The organism is Kitasatospora sp. NPDC004799 (genome assembly GCF_040609095.1).
GTDB lineage: Bacteria > Actinomycetota > Actinomycetes > Streptomycetales > Streptomycetaceae > Kitasatospora.
In genome coordinates this window covers 1-17,724 of the sequence record NZ_JBEXJK010000157.1, presented here as the reverse complement: position 1 = coordinate 17,724, position 17,724 = coordinate 1, and the positions used below count along the sequence as shown (strand labels likewise).

Here is a 17,724-nt window from a genome sequence, read left to right as displayed (position 1 = left end):
ACCGCGAAGGTGCACGCCGCGGCCTGGAAGGACACCTTCGACACCTTCCTGCGCGACCCGGGCGAGCAGCGGGTCCTCCCGGACGCCGGCCGCGCGCTTGGCGCCCTGGCAGTCGGTGCACCAGACCGGCGAGGCCGGCCCGTCCGGGTACACCATCTCCTCGGGCGGCAGGTAGTGCCCACCGCACTCGACGCACTCGAAGACGAACCTCATCCGACGATCACCGTCCCGGATCCGTGGCACCGACCGCAGGGCGACCAGAAGGTGTGGACGCTGGGCACCATGCTTCCTTCCTCGTCCAGTTCGACCGTTGCCTCGGTCTTCTGGGTCCCCCCGGACCCGCCGCAACCGGAACAGGACTGAACCTCGGGCATATGCCGTCCCTCCGTAGCGGAGCACCACCGTAGCGCGATTCTCCGTCAGGAAGCACCGCTCGCCCGGATCCGCCACCCGTACGGGTAGCGCGGACTCCCGCCGCACACCCCCGCCGAAAGGATGTCGGCCCCCGCCCGAGCACCGGAGCGGGGGCCGACCGTACAGGGGGAGCCGTCAGCCGCGGGCGGCCCGCAGGAACTCCCGGTTCATCGCCGCGATGCTGGGCAGCGGGATGCCCTTGGGGCAGGCGGTGGCGCACTCGCCGGTGTTGGTGCAGCCGCCGAAGCCCTCGGCGTCCATGGCCGAGACCATGTTCCGCACCCGGGCGGACCGCTCCGGCGCGCCCTGCGGCAGCACGTTGAGGTGCACCACCTTGGCGGAGGTGAAGAGCATCGCCGAGCCGTTCGGGCAGGCCGCCACGCAGGCGCCGCAGCCGATGCACTCGGCGTGCTCGAAGGCGGTGTCGGCGGCCTCCTTGGGGACGGGCGTGGCGTGCGCCTCGGGGGCGCTGCCGGTGGGGGCGGTGATGTAGCCGCCGGAGCCGATGATCCGGTCGAAGGCCGAGCGGTCCACCACCAGGTCCTTGACCACCGGGAAGGCCGCCGCCCGCCAGGGCTCGACGTCGATGGTGTCGCCGTCCCGGAAGTGCCGCATGTGCAGCTGGCAGGTGGTGGTGCGCTCGGGGCCGTGCGCCTGGCCGTTGATGACCATGCCGCAGGCGCCGCAGATGCCCTCGCGGCAGTCGTGGTCGAAGGCGACCGGCTGGTCGCCGCGGGTGATCAGCTCCTCGTTGAGGGTGTCCAGCATCTCCAGGAAGGACATGTCCGGGCTGATCCCGCCGACCTGGTAGGTGGTCATCGAGCCGGGTGCGTCCGGGCCCGCCTGGCGCCAGATGCGCAGGGTGAGGTTCATGCGTAGCTCCGCTGGGTGGGGTGGACGTACTCGAAGTCGAGTTCCTCGCGGTGGAGGACGGGCGCCTCGCCGGTGCCGGTGAACTCCCAGGCGGCGGCGTAGGAGAACTCCTCGTCGCGGCGGGCGGCCTCGCCGTCGGGGGTCTGGCTCTCGGTGCGGAAGTGGCCGCCGCAGGACTCGGCGCGGTGCAGCGCGTCCAGGCACATCAGCTCGGCCAGCTCGAAGTAGTCGACCAGCCGGTTGGCCTTCTCCAGCGACTGGTTGAGCTCCTGCCCGGTGCCGGGCACCTTGATCCGGCGCCAGAACTCCTCGCGCAGCAGCGGGATCCGCTCCAGCGCGCGCCTCAGCCCGGCCTCGTCGCGGGCCATCCCGCACTCGTCCCAGAGCAGTTCGCCGAGTTCGCGGTGGAAGGAGTCCGGGGTGCGGTCGCCGTCCACCGCGAGGATCAGGTTGAGCCGGTCCGCCACCTCGGCCTCCGCCTCGGCCGGCACCGGGTGGTCGGCGGGTACGGCCGGCAGCGGGTGGCGGGCCAGGTAGTCGTTGATCGTGGGCGGCAGCACGAAGTAGCCGTCGGCCAGGCCCTGCATCAGGGCGCTGGCGCCGAGCCGGTTGGCGCCGTGGTCGGAGAAGTTGGCCTCCCCGATCGCGAACAGGCCCGGGACGGTGGTCTGCAGGTCGTAGTCGACCCAGAGCCCGCCCATCGTGTAGTGGATCGCCGGGTAGATCCGCATCGGCACCCGGTACGGGTCCTCGGCGGTGATCCGCTCGTACATCTCGAACAGGTTGCCGTACTTGGCCTCCACGGCGTCCCGGCCCAGCCGGCGGATCGCGTCGGCGAAGTCCAGGTAGACGCCCTGGCCGCCGGGGCCGACGCCGCGGCCCTCGTCGCAGACGTTCTTGGCGGCCCGGGAGGCGATGTCGCGCGGCACCAGGTTGCCGAAGGAGGGGTAGATCCGCTCCAGGTAGTAGTCCCGCTCCTCCTCGGGGATCTCGGCCGGCGGCCGGGTGTCGCCCTGCGCCTTGGGCACCCAGATCCGGCCGTCGTTGCGCAGCGACTCGCTCATCAGGGTGAGCTTGGACTGGTGGTCGCCCGAGCGCGGGATGCAGGTCGGGTGGATCTGGGTGAAGCACGGGTTGGCGAAGTACGCGCCGCGCCGGTGGGCCCGCCAGATCGCGGTGGCGTTGGAGTTCTTGGCGTTGGTGGAGAGGTAGAACACGTTGCCGTAGCCACCGGTGGCGAGCACCACGGCGTCGGCCGTGTAGGAGCGGATCTCGCCGGTGACCAGGTCGCGGGCGACGATGCCGCGGGCCCGGCCGTCGACCACCAGCAGGTCGAGCATCTCGGTGCGCGGGTGCAGCTCGACGTTCCCGGCCGCGACCTGCCGGGAGAGCGCCTGGTAGGCGCCGAGCAGCAGCTGCTGGCCGGTCTGGCCGCGGGCGTAGAAGGTCCGGGAGACCTGGACGCCGCCGAACGAGCGGGTGTCCAGCAGGCCGCCGTACTCGCGGGCGAACGGTACGCCCTGGGCCACGCACTGGTCGATGATCTCCACCGAGACCTGGGCCAGCCGGTGCACGTTGGACTCGCGGGCGCGGAAGTCGCCGCCCTTGACGGTGTCGTAGAACAGCCGGCGGACGGAGTCGCCGTCGTTGCGGTAGTTCTTGGCCGCGTTGATGCCGCCCTGGGCGGCGATCGAGTGGGCCCGCCTGGGGGAGTCCTGGAAGCAGAACTGGACCACGTGGTAGCCCTGTTCGGCCAGGGTGGCGCCGGCCGCGCCGCCGGCCAGGCCGGTGCCGACCACGATCACGGTGTGCTTGCGCCGGTTGGCCGGGTTGACCAGCTTGGCGTCGAACCGCCGCTGGTCCCAGCGCTGTTCGATCGGGCCGGCGGGCGCCTTGGCGTCGGCGACCGGCTCGCCGAGGGAGTAATCCAGGTAGCTCACTTCACCACTCCGGTCATCACGGCCACGGGGACGGACAGGAAGCCGGCCGTCAGCACCAGCGCCAGGCCGTTCGCGATCAGCTTGAGCGCCCGGTCGCGGCGGGCGTTGTTGGCACCGAGGCTCTGCGCGGCGCTCCAGAACCCGTGCCGGATGTGCAGGCCGACGGCCAGCATCGCGACCACGTAGAACACGTCGACGTACCAGCGGCCGAAGGAGGCCACGATGTTCTGGTACGTCTGCCCGTGATCGGTGCCCGGGTTCACCGTCAGCGTGGTGAGGTCGAGGATGTGCCAGACGATGAACAGCGCCAGGATCACCCCGCCCCAGCGCATGGTCCGGGTCGCGTAGCTCGCCCGGCGGCGCTTGTGCGCGTACTTGCTCGGCCGGGCCGCGAGGTCGCGGCGGCTGAGCTGGTACGCGGAGACGCCGTGCAGCACCACGGCGGCCAGCAGGCCCGCCCGGGCGATCCACAGGAACCACTCGTGGCCCAGGAACGGCTGGCCGATGGTGCGCAGCCAGGCCGCGTAGCCGTTGATGTCGTCCGGGCCGAAGAACACCTTGAGGTTCCCCAGCATGTGCGCGACCAGGTACAGCAGCATGACCAGTCCGGTGACGGCCATGACCGCCTTCTTGCCGACGGTCGACCGCCACAGGATCGCCAGGGTGGACGGATGCCGGGCCGTCCGAGTCGCGGTTGTCATGGCGGCAACGGTAGGGACGGCGGGCAGGGTACGTCCAAGACATGATGCGGCTCATGACGATAGGCGTGAGCTATCGATGCGGTCTATCCTGGCCCTGTGCAGCTCCAGCAACTCCGCTACTTCCTGGCCGTGGCCGAGACCCGGCACTTCACCCGGGCCGCCGAGGCGGCGCACGTGGCCCAGCCGTCGCTCTCGCAACAGATCCGGGCACTGGAACGGGAGTTGGGCGCGGAGCTGTTCCACCGCACCCGGGGCAACATCGCGCTCACCGACGCCGGGGACGCCCTGCTGCCGCTGGCCCGGCGCATCCTCGCGGACACCGAGAGCGCCCGGCTGGCGGTGCAGGAGACGGTCCAGCTGCGCCGCGGCCGGGTGCGGCTGGGCGCGCCGCCGAGCCTGTGCACCAGCCTGGTGCCGGACGTGCTGCGGGTCTTCCGGGACCGCTATCCGGGGGTGACGCTGGTGGTCCGCGAGGGCGGTTCGCGCGACCTGGTCGGCTGGCTGGCGGCGGGCGAGCTGGACCTCGCGCTGATCATCACCCGGCCGAGCGGGGAGCAGACGCCCGCCCTGGCGGTCACCGAACTGCTGCACGAGGAGCTGGTGCTGGTCGCGGCCGAGCGGCGGGGCCGGCGCACGGTCCGGGTGGCGGAGCTGAAGGACCGGCCGCTGGTGATGTTCCGGGAGGGCTACGACGTCCGCGAGGCGACCCTGGCGGCCTGCCGGGCGGCCGGGTTCGAGCCGCGGTTCGCGGTGGAGGGCGGCGAGATGGACGCGGTGCTGGGCTTCGTCCGGGCCGGCATCGGGCCCGCCGTCGTCCCCGGCATGGTGGCCGCCCGCTCCGGCCTCGCGGTGACGGCGTTCGCCGGCCCCGGCCTGGGCCGCACCATCGCGGTCGCGCACGGCCACGAGGTCCCGCTCACCCGCGCGGCCGAGGCGCTGCGCGAGACCCTGCTCGCCCACCTGCGCGACGCCGCCCGCTCCGGCGAACTCCCCCCGGGCACCCGGCTGTTGCTGTGAACGCCGGGGCCGTCGGGAGCACTCCCGACGGCCCCGGCCCCAGTGCGTCAGGCCGGCAGGACGGCCTCGATCGCGGCGGTCAGCTCCGCCGACTCCGGGGCGACGGCCGGGCGCAGCCGGGCCACCACGGTGCCGTCCGGGGAGAGCAGGAACTTCTCGAAGTTCCAGGAGACGTCCCCGGCCTGGCCCTCCTCGTCGGCGACCTCGGTCAGCTTGGCGTACAGCGGGTGCCGGTCCTCGCCGTTGACGTCGATCTTCTCGAACAGCGGGAAGGTCACGCCGTAGGTGGTGGAGCAGAAGGTGCGGATCTCCTCGGCGCTGCCCGGCTCCTGCCCGGCGAACTGGTTGCAGGGGAAGCCCAGCACGGTGAACCCGCGCCCGGCGTACCGCTGCTGGAGCCGCTCCAGGCCCTCGTACTGCGGGGTCAGGCCGCACTTGGAGGCGACGTTGACGATCAGCAGCGCCTTGCCCTTGTGGTCGGCCAGCGAGGCGGCCGCGCCGTCGAGGGTGCGCAGCGGGATGTCGTACAGGCTCACGGTGGTGGTCCTTCCGGAAGGTCGTCGGGCCTCTGCCGGTGCCACGGTAGCGGTCGCGCGGCGGTCGGCGGTGCCCGGCGTGCCGGTTCCCGGGGTGCGCGGGAGCGTACGCGGCGGTCCGTCCGCCCCCGCACGACCGGTGCGCGCGACCGGTCGCAGCGCCAGCGGCCGGATCGCCGTGGGGGCGTGTTCGGGAAGGGTGGCGAGTTCCTCGAACTCGTTGACCTCGTCGATGTCGGCGGCGGCCATCGCGATGTCGGTGACCCGCTCCAGGATCGCCTCGACCACCACGGGCACGCGGAACTCGGCGGCCAGCCTCTTCGCCTCCTCGAAGGCCGGCAGCAGGCGATCCGGCTCGGTGACCCGGATCGCCTTGCAGCCCAGCCCCTCCACCACCTTGACGTGGTCGACGCCGTAGCCGCCCAGCTCCGGCGCGTTGACGTTCTCGAACTCCAGGCTGACCTGGAACTCGATGCCGAGGGCGCGCTGCGCCTGCCGGATCAGCCCCAGGTAGGAGTTGTTCACCAGCACGTGGACGTACGGGATGCGGTGCTGGGCGCCGACCGCCAGCTCCTCGATCATGAACTGGAAGTCGTAGTCGCCGGAGAGCGCGACGACCTGGCCGTCGGGGTCGGCGGTGGCGACGCCCAGCGCGGCCGGGACGGTCCAGCCGAGCGGGCCGGCCTGGCCGCAGTTGATCCAGTGCCGGGGCCGGTGGACGTGCAGCAGCTGCGCCCCGGCGATCTGGGACAGCCCGATGGCGGTGACGTAGCGGGTCTCCGGGCCGAAGGCCCTGTTCATCTCCTCGTACACCCGCTGCGGCTTGATCGGCACGTCGTCGAAGTGGGTGCGGCGCTGGAGCCGGGCCCGGCGCTCCTGGGTGGCGGCGGCCCAGGCGGTGCGGTCCCGGAGCGTGCCGGCGGCCCGCAGCTCGCGCGCCACCTCGACGAAGAGCGCCAGCGCGGCCTTGGCGTCGGAGGCGATGCCGAGGTCGGGGGCGAAGATCCGGCCGATCTGGGTGGGCTCGATGTCGACGTGGACGAACGTGCGGCCCGCGGTGTAGACGTCCAGGCCGCCGGTGTGGCGGTTGGCCCAGCGGTTGCCGATGCCGAGGACGAAGTCGGAGGCGAGGAAGGTCGCGTTGCCGTAGCGGTGCGCGGTCTGCAGGCCCACCAGGCCGGCGTTCAGGTCGTGGTCGTCCGGGAGGGCGCCCCAGCCCATCAGGGTGGGGACCACCGGGACGCCGGTGAGTTCGGCGAACTCCCGCAGCAGCTCGGCGGCGTCCGCGCTGACGACACCGCCGCCGGCCACGATCAGCGGGCGCTCGGAGCGCTGGAGCAGGGCGACGGCCTTCTCGATCTGGGTGCGGTTGGCGGCCGGCCGGTGCACCGGCAGCGGCTGGTAGGCCTCCGGGTCGAACTCGATCTCGGTCAGCTGGACGTCGACCGGCAGGTCGATCAGGACCGGTCCCGGGCGCCCGGAGCGCATCAGGTGGAAGGCCTGCTGGAACACCCCGGGGACCTGCGCGGCCGCCGGCACGGTGGTGGCGGCCTTGGTGACGGGCCGGGCGATCGAGGCGATGTCGACGGCCTGGAAGTCCTCCTGGTGCAGCCGGGCGACGGGCGCCTGGCCGGTGATGCAGAGGATCGGGACGGAGTCGGCGATCGCCGAGTACAGGCCGGTGACCATGTCGGTGCCGGCCGGCCCGGAGGTGCCGACGCAGACCCCGATGTTGCCGGCCGCGGCGCGGGTGTAGCCCTCGGCCATGTGGGAGGCGCCCTCGACGTGCCGGGCCAGGGTGTGCCGGATCCCGCCGGAGGCCTCGAGGGCGGCGTAGAACGGGTTGATGGCCGCGCCGGGCACGCCGAACGCGGCTCGGACGCCTTCGAGCCGGAGGATCTCCACGGCCGCGCGGGCGGCTGTCATACGGGGCATCGGATCTCTCCTGAGTCGGCCCGCAGTGGCTCGGAGGGCTCATCTCTCGAATTCCACCATACGGAAGAGTGGTTTCTGTATGTGGAAGCACGGTAGGTCGGGCCCCGTCGGGCCGTCAAGGGGCATCAACGGAGGGTGGAAGGGCGGCCGAGCGGCCCGGATTCGTACGTCTGGACGGCGTTCGTGCTGGTGTGCCCGGGGAAGCGGACGCTCCGCGCCGGGAAGCGCAGCCGGTGTGCAGCGCCCGTGAAGGGACGGTGCGGGGTGTGGGGCCGCCCCGCCGGGCTGGGTACCGTCGGTGGCACGCCGGGCCCGTGACGTCCAACTGAGGCCGCGGCAGGGGGGTTCGGGAGCGCCGCGGAGCGGGGGAACTCCGCCGGCGGCCCCGTCCAGGACCAGCGTGCCCGGTCCGCCGCACCGAGCGAGGGACGCACTCCCCTGACCGCACCGACCCGACCCCCACCGCCGCGCTCCGGTCCACCGGGACCCGCGGCCGTACCGCATGCCGCCGCCCCTCCGCGGCCTCCTTCCCCCGTGCTCCTGCTCCCCGCCCTGCAACGGCGCGCCCGCTGCGGCCGGCGCGCGGAAGGAACGTCCCCATGCACTGCTGCACCCCTCCCCGGTCCCCGGCGGTGACCGGGTGAACCCGCCGCCCCACCGGAGCGACAGCCCGCCGGGCCTGCTCCGCAAGCACGGCCCGCCGGGCCGGCCCCGCACCCCGGCCGCCGCCCTGCGCGCCGTCCCCTGGCGCCACGACCTGCCGGCCTCGCTGGTGGTCTTCCTGGTCGCCCTCCCGCTCTGCGTCGGCGTCGCCGTCGCCTCCGGCGTCCCCGCCGAACTCGGCCTGGTCACCGGCATCGTCGGCGGCCTGGTGGCCGGCCTGCTGCCCGGCAGCAGCCTCCAGGTCAGCGGGCCCGCCGCCGGGCTGACCGTCCTGGTCGCCGACGCCGTCGAGCGCTTCGGCGTCGGCGCGCTCGGCCTGCTGGTGCTCTGCACCGGCCTGCTCCAGCTGGCGATGGGCGCGTTGCGGCTCGGCCGCTGGTTCCGGGCGATGTCCGCCTCGGTGGTGCACGGCATGCTGGCCGGCATCGGACTGACCCTGGTGTTCGGCCAGCTCTACGCGCTCGCCGACCGCCGCGCCCCGGCCACCGGCCCGGACAAGATCGCCGGACTGCCCGACCTGCTGGGCGACGTGCTGACCGCCACGGCCGACCCGAGCGCGGTCGCCCTCGGCCTCGGCACCCTGCTGGTCCTGGTGGTGTGGAAGTACCTGCCGGAGCGCGCCGCCCGCGCCGTCCCCGCCCCGCTGGCCGCCGTCGGCCTGGCCGCCGCCGTCACCGCCGCCGCCGACCTGCCGGTGGACCGGGTCCGGGTGGCCGGACTGCTCGACGTGGTGCGCCTTCCCGACCGCGACGCGCTGACCGCCCTGGCCGGCACCGCCGGGCTCGGCACGGTCGTCGCCTTCACCCTGATCGCCTCCGCCGAGACGCTGTTCAGCGCCGCCGCCGTCGACCGGATGCACCACGGCCCGCGCACCGACTACGACCGCGAGCTCACCGCCCAGGGCATCGGCAACGCCGTCTGCGGGCTGCTCGGCGCGCTGCCGATGACCGCGGTGATCGTGCGCAGTGCGGCCAACGTCCAGGCCGGCGCGCGGACCAGGGCCTCGCGGGTGCTGCACGGCGGCTGGCTGCTGCTGTTCACCGCGCTGCTGCCCGGCGCGCTCGGGCTCGTCCCGCTCACCGCGCTGGCCGCCGTCCTGGTGCACGCCGGCGCCAAGCTGGTGCCGCTGCGCCGGATCGTCGCCCTCTGCCGCGGGCACCGGGGCGAGGCTCTGGTGCTGGTGGTCACGGCGGTCGCGATCATCGCCACCGACCTGTTCGACGGGGTGCTGGTCGGCGTCGGCCTGGCGGTGGCCAAGTCGGCCTGGCAGACCTCGCAGCTGCAGATCGCGGTGGAGGAGCAGGTGCGGCCGACCGGGCAGCCGCTGCACCGGGTCCGGCTGAGCGGCAACGCCACTTTCCTGCGGCTGCCCCGGCTGCTGGACGCCCTGGAACGGCTGCCGGGGGACCGGCCGGTGGAACTGGACTGGTCCGGGCTGCGCCACCTGGACCACGCCTGCACGGTGGCCCTGGTCTCCTGGGCCGACCAGCACCGGGCCCGCGCCACCGCGCCGCTGGCCGTCGAACCGCCGCTGCCGACCGTGGCCTGACGACTAGCCTGGTCGCTGGTCCGAGCTGCAGCCCGGACCAGCGACCAGTGCCGTCGAACCACAAGGAGCGCAGAGCCGTGATCGCAGCCTTTTCGGTGACCCCGCTGGGGATCGGCGAGGACGTGGGGGAGGCGGTGGCCGCCGCCGTCCGGGTGGTGCGGGCGAGCGGCCTCCCGAACCGCACGGACGCGATGTTCACCAGCATCGAGGGGGAGTGGGACGAGGTGATGCCGGTGATCAGGGCGGCGATCGAGGCGGTGAAGGCCCACAGCAACCGGGTCAGCACGGTCATCAAGATCGACGACCGGGCCGGGGTCACCGACGGCCTCACCGCCAAGGTCGCCTCGGTCGAGCGCCACCTGGCCGCGGGCGGACCGTCAGACCGCTGAGGCCTGCTGGGCCGCCGGTTCGGCCACCGCGGCCGCGGGCCGGCGGGTGAGCAGCCGGTCCAGGGCGTACGGGCCGGAGCCGAGCGCCGCGATGACCAGGAAGGACCAGCAGAACATCACCGAGAGCTCGCCGCCGTTCTGGATCGGCAGCAGGGCGTGCTCCTGGTGGACGGTGAAGTAGGCGTAGGCCATCGAGCCGGAGCAGAGCAGGGCGGCCACCCTGGTGCCGGCGCCGAGCAGCACCAGGGCGCCGCCGACCAGCTGGATCAGCGCGGCCCACCAGCCCGGCCACTGGCCGAGCGGGACGGTGCCGCCGCCCTTGGCGCCGCCGAGCACGCCGAACAGCGAGGCGGCGCCGTGGCAGGCGAAGAGCAGGCCGACGACGATCCGGAACGCCGTCAGTACGACGGGTCTGACGGCGTCGACGGCCTGCCGGGGGGTGGTGGGGCTGGGTGCGGGCATGCGAAACGCCTCCCGGTGGGGAAGGAGGTGGACGGGGGAGCGGTAAGGGTAGCCTTGGTCTATTCCAGTTGGCAATGCTCCGTCAGAGACGGTGCGTGGGCGGTCAGTTGCTCTTTCTTGACCGATCGATCTCGAAAGGGCTAGCCTTTCCGACATGGCGCGAACGAAGGAATTCGACCCGGACGCGGCGCTGCAGGCGGCCCTGGAGCTGTTCTGGCAGCGCGGCTACGAGGCGACCTCGATGGCCGACCTGGTCGAGCGGCTCGGCGTCGGCCGGGCCAGCCTCTACGCGACCTTCGGCAGCAAGCGGGAGCTGTACCTGCGGGCGCTGGAGCGCTACTGCGAGCAGAGCGACTCGGCGCGGCTGGACGAGCTGTCCCAGCCGGGCCCGGCGCTGCCGGCGGTCCGCGCGCTGGTCCGCCACTACGCGACGGCGGACGAGCGGGAGCGCCGGTTCGGCTGCTTCGTCACCAACACGGCGGTGGAGCTGGCCCCGCACGACCCGGCCGCGTCCCGCCGGGTGGAGGCGAGCTTTGACCACCTGGAGACGCTGCTCACCGGCGCCCTGGTGCGGGCCGCCGCCCAGGGCGAGCTGCCCGCCGGGCGCGAGCCGCGGGCGCTCGCCCGGATGCTGGTGGTGCTGCTCCAGGGCATCCGGGTGGTGGGCAAGACCACCGACGGCGCGACCCGGGCGCGGGACGCCGCCGAGCAGGCGCTGGCCCTGCTGGACTGAGGCCGGGCCGGCTCCGGCCGGCTTCTTCCATCGTGCTCAATGCTGTGCTCAATCTGGATCGAACGGTCTTTATAGAGGGGAGGGTTTTACATGGCTGTCATCACTACCGGCCGGTACGGCTTCGCACTGCTCGGCGTCGTCCAGGCGACGCTGATCCTCACGATCACGATCCTGACCGTGCCGCTGCCGCTGGTGGCGCGGGAGTTCGGGCTCGGCCCGTCCGGCGTGCTGCTGCTCAGCGCCGCGTACGGTCTCTCCTTCAGCTCCTTGCTGCTGCTGGGCGGGAGGTTGACGGACCGTCACGGCGGGCGCCCGGTGCTCCGCGCGGGCCTGGCGCTGTTCGCCGCGGCCTCGATCGCCTGCGCCCTCGCGCCCGGCCACCCCGTCCTGCTGGCGAGCCGCTTCGCGCAGGGCGCCGGCGCCGCCCTCACCGCCCCGGCGGCGGTCGCGGTGGTCCGGGTGCTGCACCCCGAACCGGCCGCCTACCGCCGGGCGATGGCCACCTGGGGCGGCCTGTCGGTGCTCGGCGCCACCGCCGGCAGCGTGGTCTCGGGCGCGGTCGCCGCCGCGGTCTCCTGGCGCTGGCTGTTCGCGGTGCCCGTGCTGGTCGCCCTGGCCGCCCTCGCCCGCTCCGCCGCCTTACCCGCGGCCCTGCCCGCCGCCCCGGCCGGCGCCCGGCAGGCTGCCCCCGCCGGCGCTCGGCCCGCGCTGGACCTGCGCGGGGCCGTCCTCGCCACCACCGGTGTCTGCGCGGCGAGTTACGCCCTGGTGGCGTCCACCGAGCACGGCTGGCGCAGCCCCTGGACGTACGGCCCGCTGGCCGCCGGGCTCGCCCTGCTGCTCGCCTTCGCCGCCGCCGAACGCCGCACCCCGGACCCGCTGCTGCCGCCCGGCTTCCTCGCCGACCGGCGCCGCGCCACCGCCCTCGCCGCCGTCACGGCCACCGCCGCCGGCACCGCGCTCACCTTCGTCCTGCTCTCGCTCTACCTCCAGCAGCTGCGCGGCTGGAGCGCCGCGGCCACCTCCGCCGCCTTCCTGCCGTACGCGGCCGTCCTGCTGCTCGCCGGCCGGCTGGCCGGCCCGCTGACCGCCCGGTACGGGCCGGTGGCGGTCACCGCCGGCGGCCTCGCCGTGGCGGCCGCCGGGCTCGGCCTGCTGGCCGGGCTCGCCCCCGACAGCGGGTACGCCCTCGGCCTGCTCCCCGGACTGCTCCTGCTGCCCGCCGGCGCCGCCGCGGCCTTCGCCGGTGCGGCCGTGCTCGCCACCGGCGGCGTGCCGCCCGAGCGCACCGGGCTGGCCGCCGGAGTGTTCAACACGGCCATGGAACTCGGCCCCACCGCCGGCCTGGCCGCCCTGATGGCGCTGGCCGCCACCCGCCCGAGCGTCGTCGGCGGCTACGCCGCGGCCTTCGCGGCGGCCGCCGTCGGACTGGCGCTCACCGCCGTCGCGGTCGCCGCGCTACCCCGGACCACCCTTCCCGGCACCACCGAACGCACCACCCGAATCAAGGAGTTCACCTCATGACCACGCGTTTCGCCGACAAGTCCGTCCTGGTCACCGGCGGCGGCAGCGGCATCGGCCGGGCCATCGCGCTCGCCTTCGCCCGCGAGGGCGCCCGGGTCGCGGTCGCCGGCCGCGGCGCCGGTCCGCTCGCCGAGACCGTCGAGCTGATCGAGCGGGCCGGCGGCAAGGCGGTCGCGCTCACCGGCGACGTGACGAACACGGAGGACGCCGCCCGGCTGGTCCGGGAGACCGTCGAGCGGTTCGGCGGCCTGGACGTCGCCGTCAACAACGCCGGGGTGCTCGGCGCCCTCGGTCCGGTCGCCGACATCGACGAGGCCGAGTGGCAGCGGGTGTTCGACATCAACGTCACCGGTACCCTGCTCGCGATGAAGCACCAGATCGGCCACATGCGGGCGCACGGCGGCGGCGCCATCGTCAACGTCTCCTCCAGCCTCGGCTTCCACAAGCGGGTCGAGGGCGTCGGTGCCTACACCGCCAGCAAGGCCGCCGTCACCGCGCTCAGCCGGGCCGCCGCCCGCGACCACATCGGCGAGGGCATCCGGATCAACGTCGTCAGCCCCGGCCCGGTGGAGACCGCCATGTCCGGCCGCGCCGGCGAGACCGAGACCGAGAAGGCCGAGCGGATGGCGGCCGACGTCCCGGTCGGCCGGGCCGGCCGGGTCGAGGAGGCGGCCGCCGCGGTGCTGTACCTGGCCTCCCCGGAGGCGGGCTTCAGCGTCGGCACCGACCTGGTGCTGGACGGCGGCATCGCCGCCTGACCACTGCCGGGCTCACTCGCCCAGCCACTCCCCGGGCACGGCCTCGTAGAGCGCTTCCAGCGCCCGCGGGGTCCGTGCCCGGGCGGCCACCCAGGCCCCCTCGGCCACCCCGACCAGTACCTCAGGCCCCCGGTACCAGCGGAAGGAGCGGCCCAGCGCGGGCAACTCCCGCAGGCTGCCCGGCAGTTCCTCGTCCAGCTCGAGGAAGTCGGTCAGCTCGTGCTCCTCCAGCAGCTTCTCCGTCATCGCCATCGCCGCGGCCGCCGTGGAGAAGCGCTCCTCCCAGGGCTCCCACCGCTCCCGCGACGTGTCCGCCAGGTCCGGCCGGACCACCGTCGGCGGATCCTCCCGGTCGAGGTCCGCCAGCAGCACGCCCCAGTGCGCACAGCCCTGGTTCTCCGCCCGGTACACCAGCGCGCCGTCCAGCACGTACAGCTCCGCCGGCGTCAGCAGCACGTCCTGACTGCTGGTGAGGTCCGCCCGGCGGCCGAACAGCCGGTACGCCTCGCGCAGCGCCACCGGCAGCCGCAGGCCGAGCCGCCGCTCGGCCGCGTCCAGCTCCGCGTCCGGGAAGCCGTCGCCGGGCCCCAGCGGCTCGCCCCAGTAGGCGGCGAAGCCCCGGACGAGCGCCCTGGCACCCGCGCGGGAGCGCACACTTTCGGCCATTGCGGCCGGGATGTCGAATTCCGTTTCGTCCACCGGCGCACCGTACGGCACACCGGTGACAGCCCGCCGGACCGCTCAACCGCCGGTCCACCGCCCGTCCGCGCGGCACCGGCCGGATCTGACGCGAACGCGTAATCCCGGCGACACCCGTTGATCACCACGGGGTTTCCGCGCCGTCGTTCGGGCAAGACACGGTTTCGGCCGGAACCGACATCACGAAAGGCGGACGCGCGACAGATGCCGACCGCACCGCACAACGGGCCCCTCCCGGGCCACCCCCCGCGAGCGCGGCGAGGAGGGCGCTGGGGCGAACACGGGCTCGCCTGGGCCTTCCTGCTGCCCTCCCTGGTGGTCTTCGTCCTCTTCATCGGCTACCCGCTGGGGCGGACGATCTACCTGAGCGCCCACGCCAACGACCTCTTCGGCGCGCCCTCCCGCTACGTGGGGGCGAAGCACTACACCGACCTGTTCGCCTCGGCCGACTTCGGCCGCACCCTGACGACCACCGCGCTGTTCACGCTGCTCACCGTGGTGCCCGGGGTGCTCGGCGCGCTGGTGCTGGTGCTGCTCCTGGAGAACCGGATCCGCGGCGTGCGACTGCTGCGCTCGGCGTTCGCGCTGCCCTTCGCGTTCTCGGTGGCCAGCGCCTCGGTGGTGTTCGCGGTGTTCTTCAACCCCGCCAGCGGGGTGCTCAACGGCCTGCTCTCGCACCTCGGCCTCGGCCCGGTCGGCTGGCTGACCGACTCCCGGTACGCGCTGGTCTCGGTGGCCGTCACCACGGTGTGGATGAACCTCGGCTACAACGTGCTGGTGCTCTCCGCCGGCATCGGCTCGATCCCCGGCGAGGTGGTCGAGGCGGCCCGCATCGACGGCGCCTCCGGCCTGCGGCTGGCGCGCTCGATCACCGTCCCGATGCTCGGCCCGAACCTGTTCTTCCTGACCGTGGTCTCCACCGTGCACGCGCTCCAGAGCTTCGGCCAGATCCACATCCTCACCAAGGGCGGGCCGGACGGCTCCACCCGGACCCTCGTCTACTCCGTCTACGAGAAGGCCTTCGCCTACGGCTCCAGCGACTTCGGCACCGCGAGCGCCCAGGCCGTGGTGCTGCTCGTGGTCGTCCTCGCCTGCACGGCCGTCCAGTTCGGCGTCCTGGAGCGGAAGGTGCACTACGCATGACCACCCTGACCACCGGAGCCGGGACGGAGGCCGAGGCGCCCCGCCCGCGCGCCCGCGCCCTCGCCGGGCGCTCCCCGCGTGACCTGCTCGGCCGCGCCGCCGTCTACCTGCTGCTCGCCGTCGCCCTCGTCACCGTCGCCTTCCCGGTCTACTACGCGATCGCCGGCGCCTTCATGGGCCCGTCCGAACTCTCCTCCTACCCGCCCGCGTTGGTGCCGCACTCGGTCACCGGACGGAACTTCTCCGGCGCCGTGGACGCCATCCCGCTGGCCCGCCAGTACGCCAACTCGGCGATCACGGCGACCGCCATCACCCTGGCCCAGCTGTTCACCTCCGTCCTCGCCGCGTACGCCTTCGTCTTCCTGCCGATGAAGGCGCGGGCCGTGGTGTTCGGGGTGTTCCTGGCCACGCTGATGGTCCCGTGGGAGGCCATCATCATCCCCAACTACCTGACGCTGTCCGACTGGGGGCTCGGCAACACCTACTTCGGCCTGGTGCTGCCCTTCCTGGCCTCCGGCTTCGGCACCTTCATGCTGCGCCAGGCCTTCCGCCAGCTGCCCGGCGAACTGCGCGACGCCGCCCGGATCGACGGGGCCGGCCACTGGCGCTTCCTGTGGCGGATCGTCGTCCCGCTCAACAAGCCCGCCATCGCGGCGCTGGCGATCTACGTCTTCCTGTCGGCCTGGAACCAGTACTTCTGGCCGCTGATCATCACCCGTACGGCGGACATGCAGACCCTCCAGATCGGTCTCACCTCGCTGCGCGACTCCGAGATGGCCGACCCCGGGCTGATCCTGGCCGGCGTCGTGCTCTCCCTGCTGCCCACCCTCGCCCTGGTGGTCTTCGGCCAGCGCTTCATCGTCCGCGGCCTCACCGCGGGCGCGGTCCGCTGATCCCGCCCGTCCGATCCCGCCCGTCCACGTCCGTCGCTTTCCCGGATAGAGAGAGAACCCTCGTGAAGAAGAGTGCGCGCGCGCTCGCGGCCCTGCTGGTGGCCGGCCTGTCCCTGACCGCCTGCAGCTCCGGCGGCTCCGGTTCCGGCGGCGGCTCCTCCGACGCCGGCGCGCCCGGCGCCCAGGCGCTCGACCAGGCCTCCGGCGTCACCACCGTCGAGTTCTGGCACTCGATGACCGGCAAGAACGCCGAGGTGCTGAACGGGCTGGTCGGCCAGTTCAACGCCGCCCACCAGGGCAAGATCGAGGTCAAGGCGCAGTTCCAGGGCAAGTACGACGAGCTGGTCACCAAGTACAAGGCCGCGGTGCAGCAGAAGGGCACCCCCGCCCTGGCGCAGGTCTACGACATCGGCACCCGGTTCATGATCGACTCCAAGCAGACCGTCCCGGCCCAGGCCTTCGCCGACAAGGACGGCTACCCGCTGGACGACCTGGACGCCAACATCCGGAACTACTACTCGGTCGGCGGCAAGCTCCAGTCGATGCCGTTCAACTCCTCGATGCCGCTGCTCTACCTGAACACCGAGGCCTTCAAGGAGGCCGGCCTCGACCCGGCCCAGCCGCCCAAGGACCTCAACGAACTGGGCGAGCTGGCCAAGAAGCTGACCAAGAAGGACGCCGACGGAAAGACCGTCCGGTACGGCTTCGGCGCCGCCATCTACGGCTGGTTCGTCGAGCAGCTGCTGGCCGAGTCCGGCACGATGTACTGCGACAACGACAACGGCCGTGCCAGCAAGGCGGGCAAGGTCGTCTTCGACTCCGCCCAGGGCGCGCAGATCGTCCAGTGGTGGGCCGACCTGGTCAAGGGCGGCTACGCGGCCAACACCGGCCGCACCACCGACGACGCCCAGGCCGCCTTCAAGGCCGGTACGGTCGCGATGCACCTGGAGTCCACCGGTGTGCTGCGCGGCTACACCGAGGCCGCGAAGTTCGGCGTCGGCACCGCGGCCTTCCCGAAGGTCACCGCCGGCGACCAGGGCGGCCCGGTGATCGGCGGCGCCTCGCTGTGGATCAGCGGCCCCGGCCACTCCGACGCCGAGAAGCGCGCCGCCTGGGAGTTCGAGAAGTTCGTCTCCGCCCCCGAGCAGCAGGCCGTCTGGCACACCGGCACCGGCTACTTCCCGGTCAACAGGAAGTCCCTGGACGACCCCAAGGACAAGGAGTGGGTGGCCAAGTACCCCCAGTTCCAGACCGCGATCGACCAGCTGAAGGCCACCAAGCCGACCCCGGCCACGGCCGGCTGCCTGCTCGGCGTGATGCCGCAGGCCCGCAAGGGCGTGGAGACCGCGATCGAGCAGACCATCGCGGGCACCAAGCCGGCCCAGCAGGCGCTGGCCGACGCGGCGAAGGAGCTCCAGCCGGCCGTACCGGTCCGGACGACCCGCGTCCGGTCGCACCGGCGATGTTGGACGAGGTGAACCGGCGTGCGGCATGC

At 73.4% G+C, this 17,724-nt stretch carries 16 protein-coding genes and 1 pseudogene; 9 read left to right on the top strand and 8 right to left on the bottom strand.

The genetic code is table 11. The features are described 5' to 3' along the window. The 4 genes from ABZW03_RS20655 to ABZW03_RS20640 form a co-directional block, all read right to left on the bottom strand. Window positions 1-213 (bottom strand): hypothetical protein (locus ABZW03_RS20655; RefSeq protein WP_355260037.1); only part of this gene is annotated, 213 nt, incomplete at its 3' end. A gap of 336 nt (window positions 214-549) precedes the next feature. Continuing rightward, window positions 550-1,287, bottom strand: coding sequence for a succinate dehydrogenase/fumarate reductase iron-sulfur subunit (locus ABZW03_RS20650; RefSeq protein WP_355260034.1), 738 nt, complete (start codon window positions 1,285-1,287; stop codon window positions 550-552). Continuing rightward, window positions 1,284-3,227 carry a fumarate reductase/succinate dehydrogenase flavoprotein subunit gene (locus ABZW03_RS20645; RefSeq protein WP_355260031.1) on the bottom strand — a complete coding sequence of 648 codons (1,944 nt, stop codon included), beginning with the start codon at window positions 3,225-3,227 and terminating at the stop codon, window positions 1,284-1,286. Before ABZW03_RS20645 ends, ABZW03_RS20650 begins: the two co-directional genes overlap by 4 nt. After that, window positions 3,224-3,928 (bottom strand): succinate dehydrogenase cytochrome b subunit, encoded by a 705-nt coding sequence (locus tag ABZW03_RS20640; protein WP_355260028.1) that lies wholly within the window; start codon window positions 3,926-3,928, stop codon window positions 3,224-3,226. Before ABZW03_RS20640 ends, ABZW03_RS20645 begins: the two co-directional genes overlap by 4 nt. 96 nt (window positions 3,929-4,024) lie before the next feature. On the opposite strand from ABZW03_RS20640, the gene ABZW03_RS20635 reads away from it, so the two are divergent. Then, window positions 4,025-4,945: a LysR substrate-binding domain-containing protein gene (locus ABZW03_RS20635; protein WP_355260026.1), complete on the top strand. Its 921-nt coding sequence runs from the start codon at window positions 4,025-4,027 to the stop codon at window positions 4,943-4,945. A 47-nt stretch (window positions 4,946-4,992) separates the two neighbouring features. On the opposite strand, the gene ABZW03_RS20630 is transcribed toward ABZW03_RS20635, so the two are convergent. Both ABZW03_RS20630 and gcl read right to left on the bottom strand, forming a co-directional pair. After that, window positions 4,993-5,481: a glutathione peroxidase gene (locus ABZW03_RS20630; RefSeq protein ID WP_355260043.1), complete on the bottom strand. Its 489-nt coding sequence runs from the start codon at window positions 5,479-5,481 to the stop codon at window positions 4,993-4,995. A 159-nt stretch (window positions 5,482-5,640) separates the two neighbouring features. Further along, window positions 5,641-7,416: pseudogene (gene gcl / locus ABZW03_RS20625) on the bottom strand (glyoxylate carboligase); the annotation flags it as partial. 730 nt (window positions 7,417-8,146) lie between these two features. Between gcl and ABZW03_RS20620 the strand changes: the two are divergent. Further along, window positions 8,147-9,628: a SulP family inorganic anion transporter gene (locus ABZW03_RS20620; RefSeq protein WP_355260040.1), complete on the top strand. Its 1,482-nt coding sequence runs from the start codon at window positions 8,147-8,149 to the stop codon at window positions 9,626-9,628. Window positions 9,629-9,705: 77 nt separating this feature from the next. Next, window positions 9,706-10,017 (top strand): MTH1187 family thiamine-binding protein, encoded by a 312-nt coding sequence (locus ABZW03_RS20615; RefSeq protein ID WP_355260023.1) that lies wholly within the window; start codon window positions 9,706-9,708, stop codon window positions 10,015-10,017. Here the strand turns inward: ABZW03_RS20615 and ABZW03_RS20610 are convergent. After that, a complete protein-coding gene (locus tag ABZW03_RS20610) occupies window positions 10,006-10,479 on the bottom strand; it encodes a DoxX family protein (protein WP_355260020.1) in 474 nt (157 codons plus the stop codon). The genes ABZW03_RS20615 and ABZW03_RS20610 overlap by 12 nt on opposite strands. Before the next feature lie 154 nt (window positions 10,480-10,633). Here ABZW03_RS20610 and ABZW03_RS20605 point away from each other — a divergent pair, with 154 nt between their 5' ends. The 3 genes from ABZW03_RS20605 to ABZW03_RS20595 all read left to right on the top strand — a co-directional run bounded on the left by ABZW03_RS20605 (window position 10,634) and on the right by ABZW03_RS20595 (window position 13,494). Beyond that, a complete protein-coding gene (locus ABZW03_RS20605; RefSeq protein ID WP_355260017.1) occupies window positions 10,634-11,212 on the top strand; it encodes a TetR family transcriptional regulator in 579 nt (192 codons plus the stop codon). A 90-nt stretch (window positions 11,213-11,302) separates the two neighbouring features. Beyond that, a complete protein-coding gene (locus ABZW03_RS20600; protein WP_355260014.1) occupies window positions 11,303-12,736 on the top strand; it encodes an MFS transporter in 1,434 nt (477 codons plus the stop codon). Next, window positions 12,733-13,494: a glucose 1-dehydrogenase gene (locus ABZW03_RS20595; protein ID WP_355260011.1), complete on the top strand. Its 762-nt coding sequence runs from the start codon at window positions 12,733-12,735 to the stop codon at window positions 13,492-13,494. The genes ABZW03_RS20600 and ABZW03_RS20595 overlap by 4 nt, the downstream gene beginning before the upstream one ends. Window positions 13,495-13,506: 12 nt before the next feature. On the opposite strand, the gene ABZW03_RS20590 is transcribed toward ABZW03_RS20595, so the two are convergent. Next, complete coding sequence (locus ABZW03_RS20590) at window positions 13,507-14,193, bottom strand: SMI1/KNR4 family protein (protein WP_355260008.1); 687 nt, start codon at window positions 14,191-14,193, stop codon at window positions 13,507-13,509. A gap of 204 nt (window positions 14,194-14,397) precedes the next feature. Here ABZW03_RS20590 and ABZW03_RS20585 point away from each other — a divergent pair, with 204 nt between their 5' ends. The 3 genes from ABZW03_RS20585 to ABZW03_RS20575 all read left to right on the top strand — a co-directional run bounded on the left by ABZW03_RS20585 (window position 14,398) and on the right by ABZW03_RS20575 (window position 17,707). After that, entirely contained in the window at window positions 14,398-15,336 is a 939-nt protein-coding gene (locus ABZW03_RS20585) for a sugar ABC transporter permease (protein WP_355260005.1), read from the top strand. Beyond that, entirely contained in the window at window positions 15,333-16,229 is an 897-nt protein-coding gene (locus ABZW03_RS20580) for a carbohydrate ABC transporter permease (protein ID WP_355260003.1), read from the top strand. The genes ABZW03_RS20585 and ABZW03_RS20580 overlap by 4 nt, the downstream gene beginning before the upstream one ends. Before the next feature lie 62 nt (window positions 16,230-16,291). Then, window positions 16,292-17,707 carry an ABC transporter substrate-binding protein gene (locus ABZW03_RS20575; RefSeq protein WP_355260001.1) on the top strand — a complete coding sequence of 472 codons (1,416 nt, stop codon included), beginning with the start codon at window positions 16,292-16,294 and terminating at the stop codon, window positions 17,705-17,707. The last annotated feature ends 17 nt before the right edge of the window (window positions 17,708-17,724 follow it).

Bases quoted from the DNA above. Each gene is read 5' to 3' on its own strand.
- ABZW03_RS20650 (WP_355260034.1), bottom strand. From the start codon at position 1,287: ATGAACCTCACCCTGCGCATCTGGCGCCAGGCGGGCCCGGACGCACCC.
- ABZW03_RS20640 (WP_355260028.1), bottom strand. From the start codon at position 3,928: ATGACAACCGCGACTCGGACGGCCCGGCATCCGTCCACCCTGGCGATC.
- ABZW03_RS20610 (WP_355260020.1), bottom strand. From the start codon at position 10,479: ATGCCCGCACCCAGCCCCACCACCCCCCGGCAGGCCGTCGACGCCGTC.
- ABZW03_RS20605 (WP_355260017.1), top strand. From the start codon at position 10,634: ATGGCGCGAACGAAGGAATTCGACCCGGACGCGGCGCTGCAGGCGGCC.
- ABZW03_RS20600 (WP_355260014.1), top strand. From the start codon at position 11,303: ATGGCTGTCATCACTACCGGCCGGTACGGCTTCGCACTGCTCGGCGTC.
- ABZW03_RS20595 (WP_355260011.1), top strand. From the start codon at position 12,733: ATGACCACGCGTTTCGCCGACAAGTCCGTCCTGGTCACCGGCGGCGGC.
- ABZW03_RS20585 (WP_355260005.1), top strand. From the start codon at position 14,398: ATGCCGACCGCACCGCACAACGGGCCCCTCCCGGGCCACCCCCCGCGA.
- ABZW03_RS20580 (WP_355260003.1), top strand. From the start codon at position 15,333: ATGACCACCCTGACCACCGGAGCCGGGACGGAGGCCGAGGCGCCCCGC.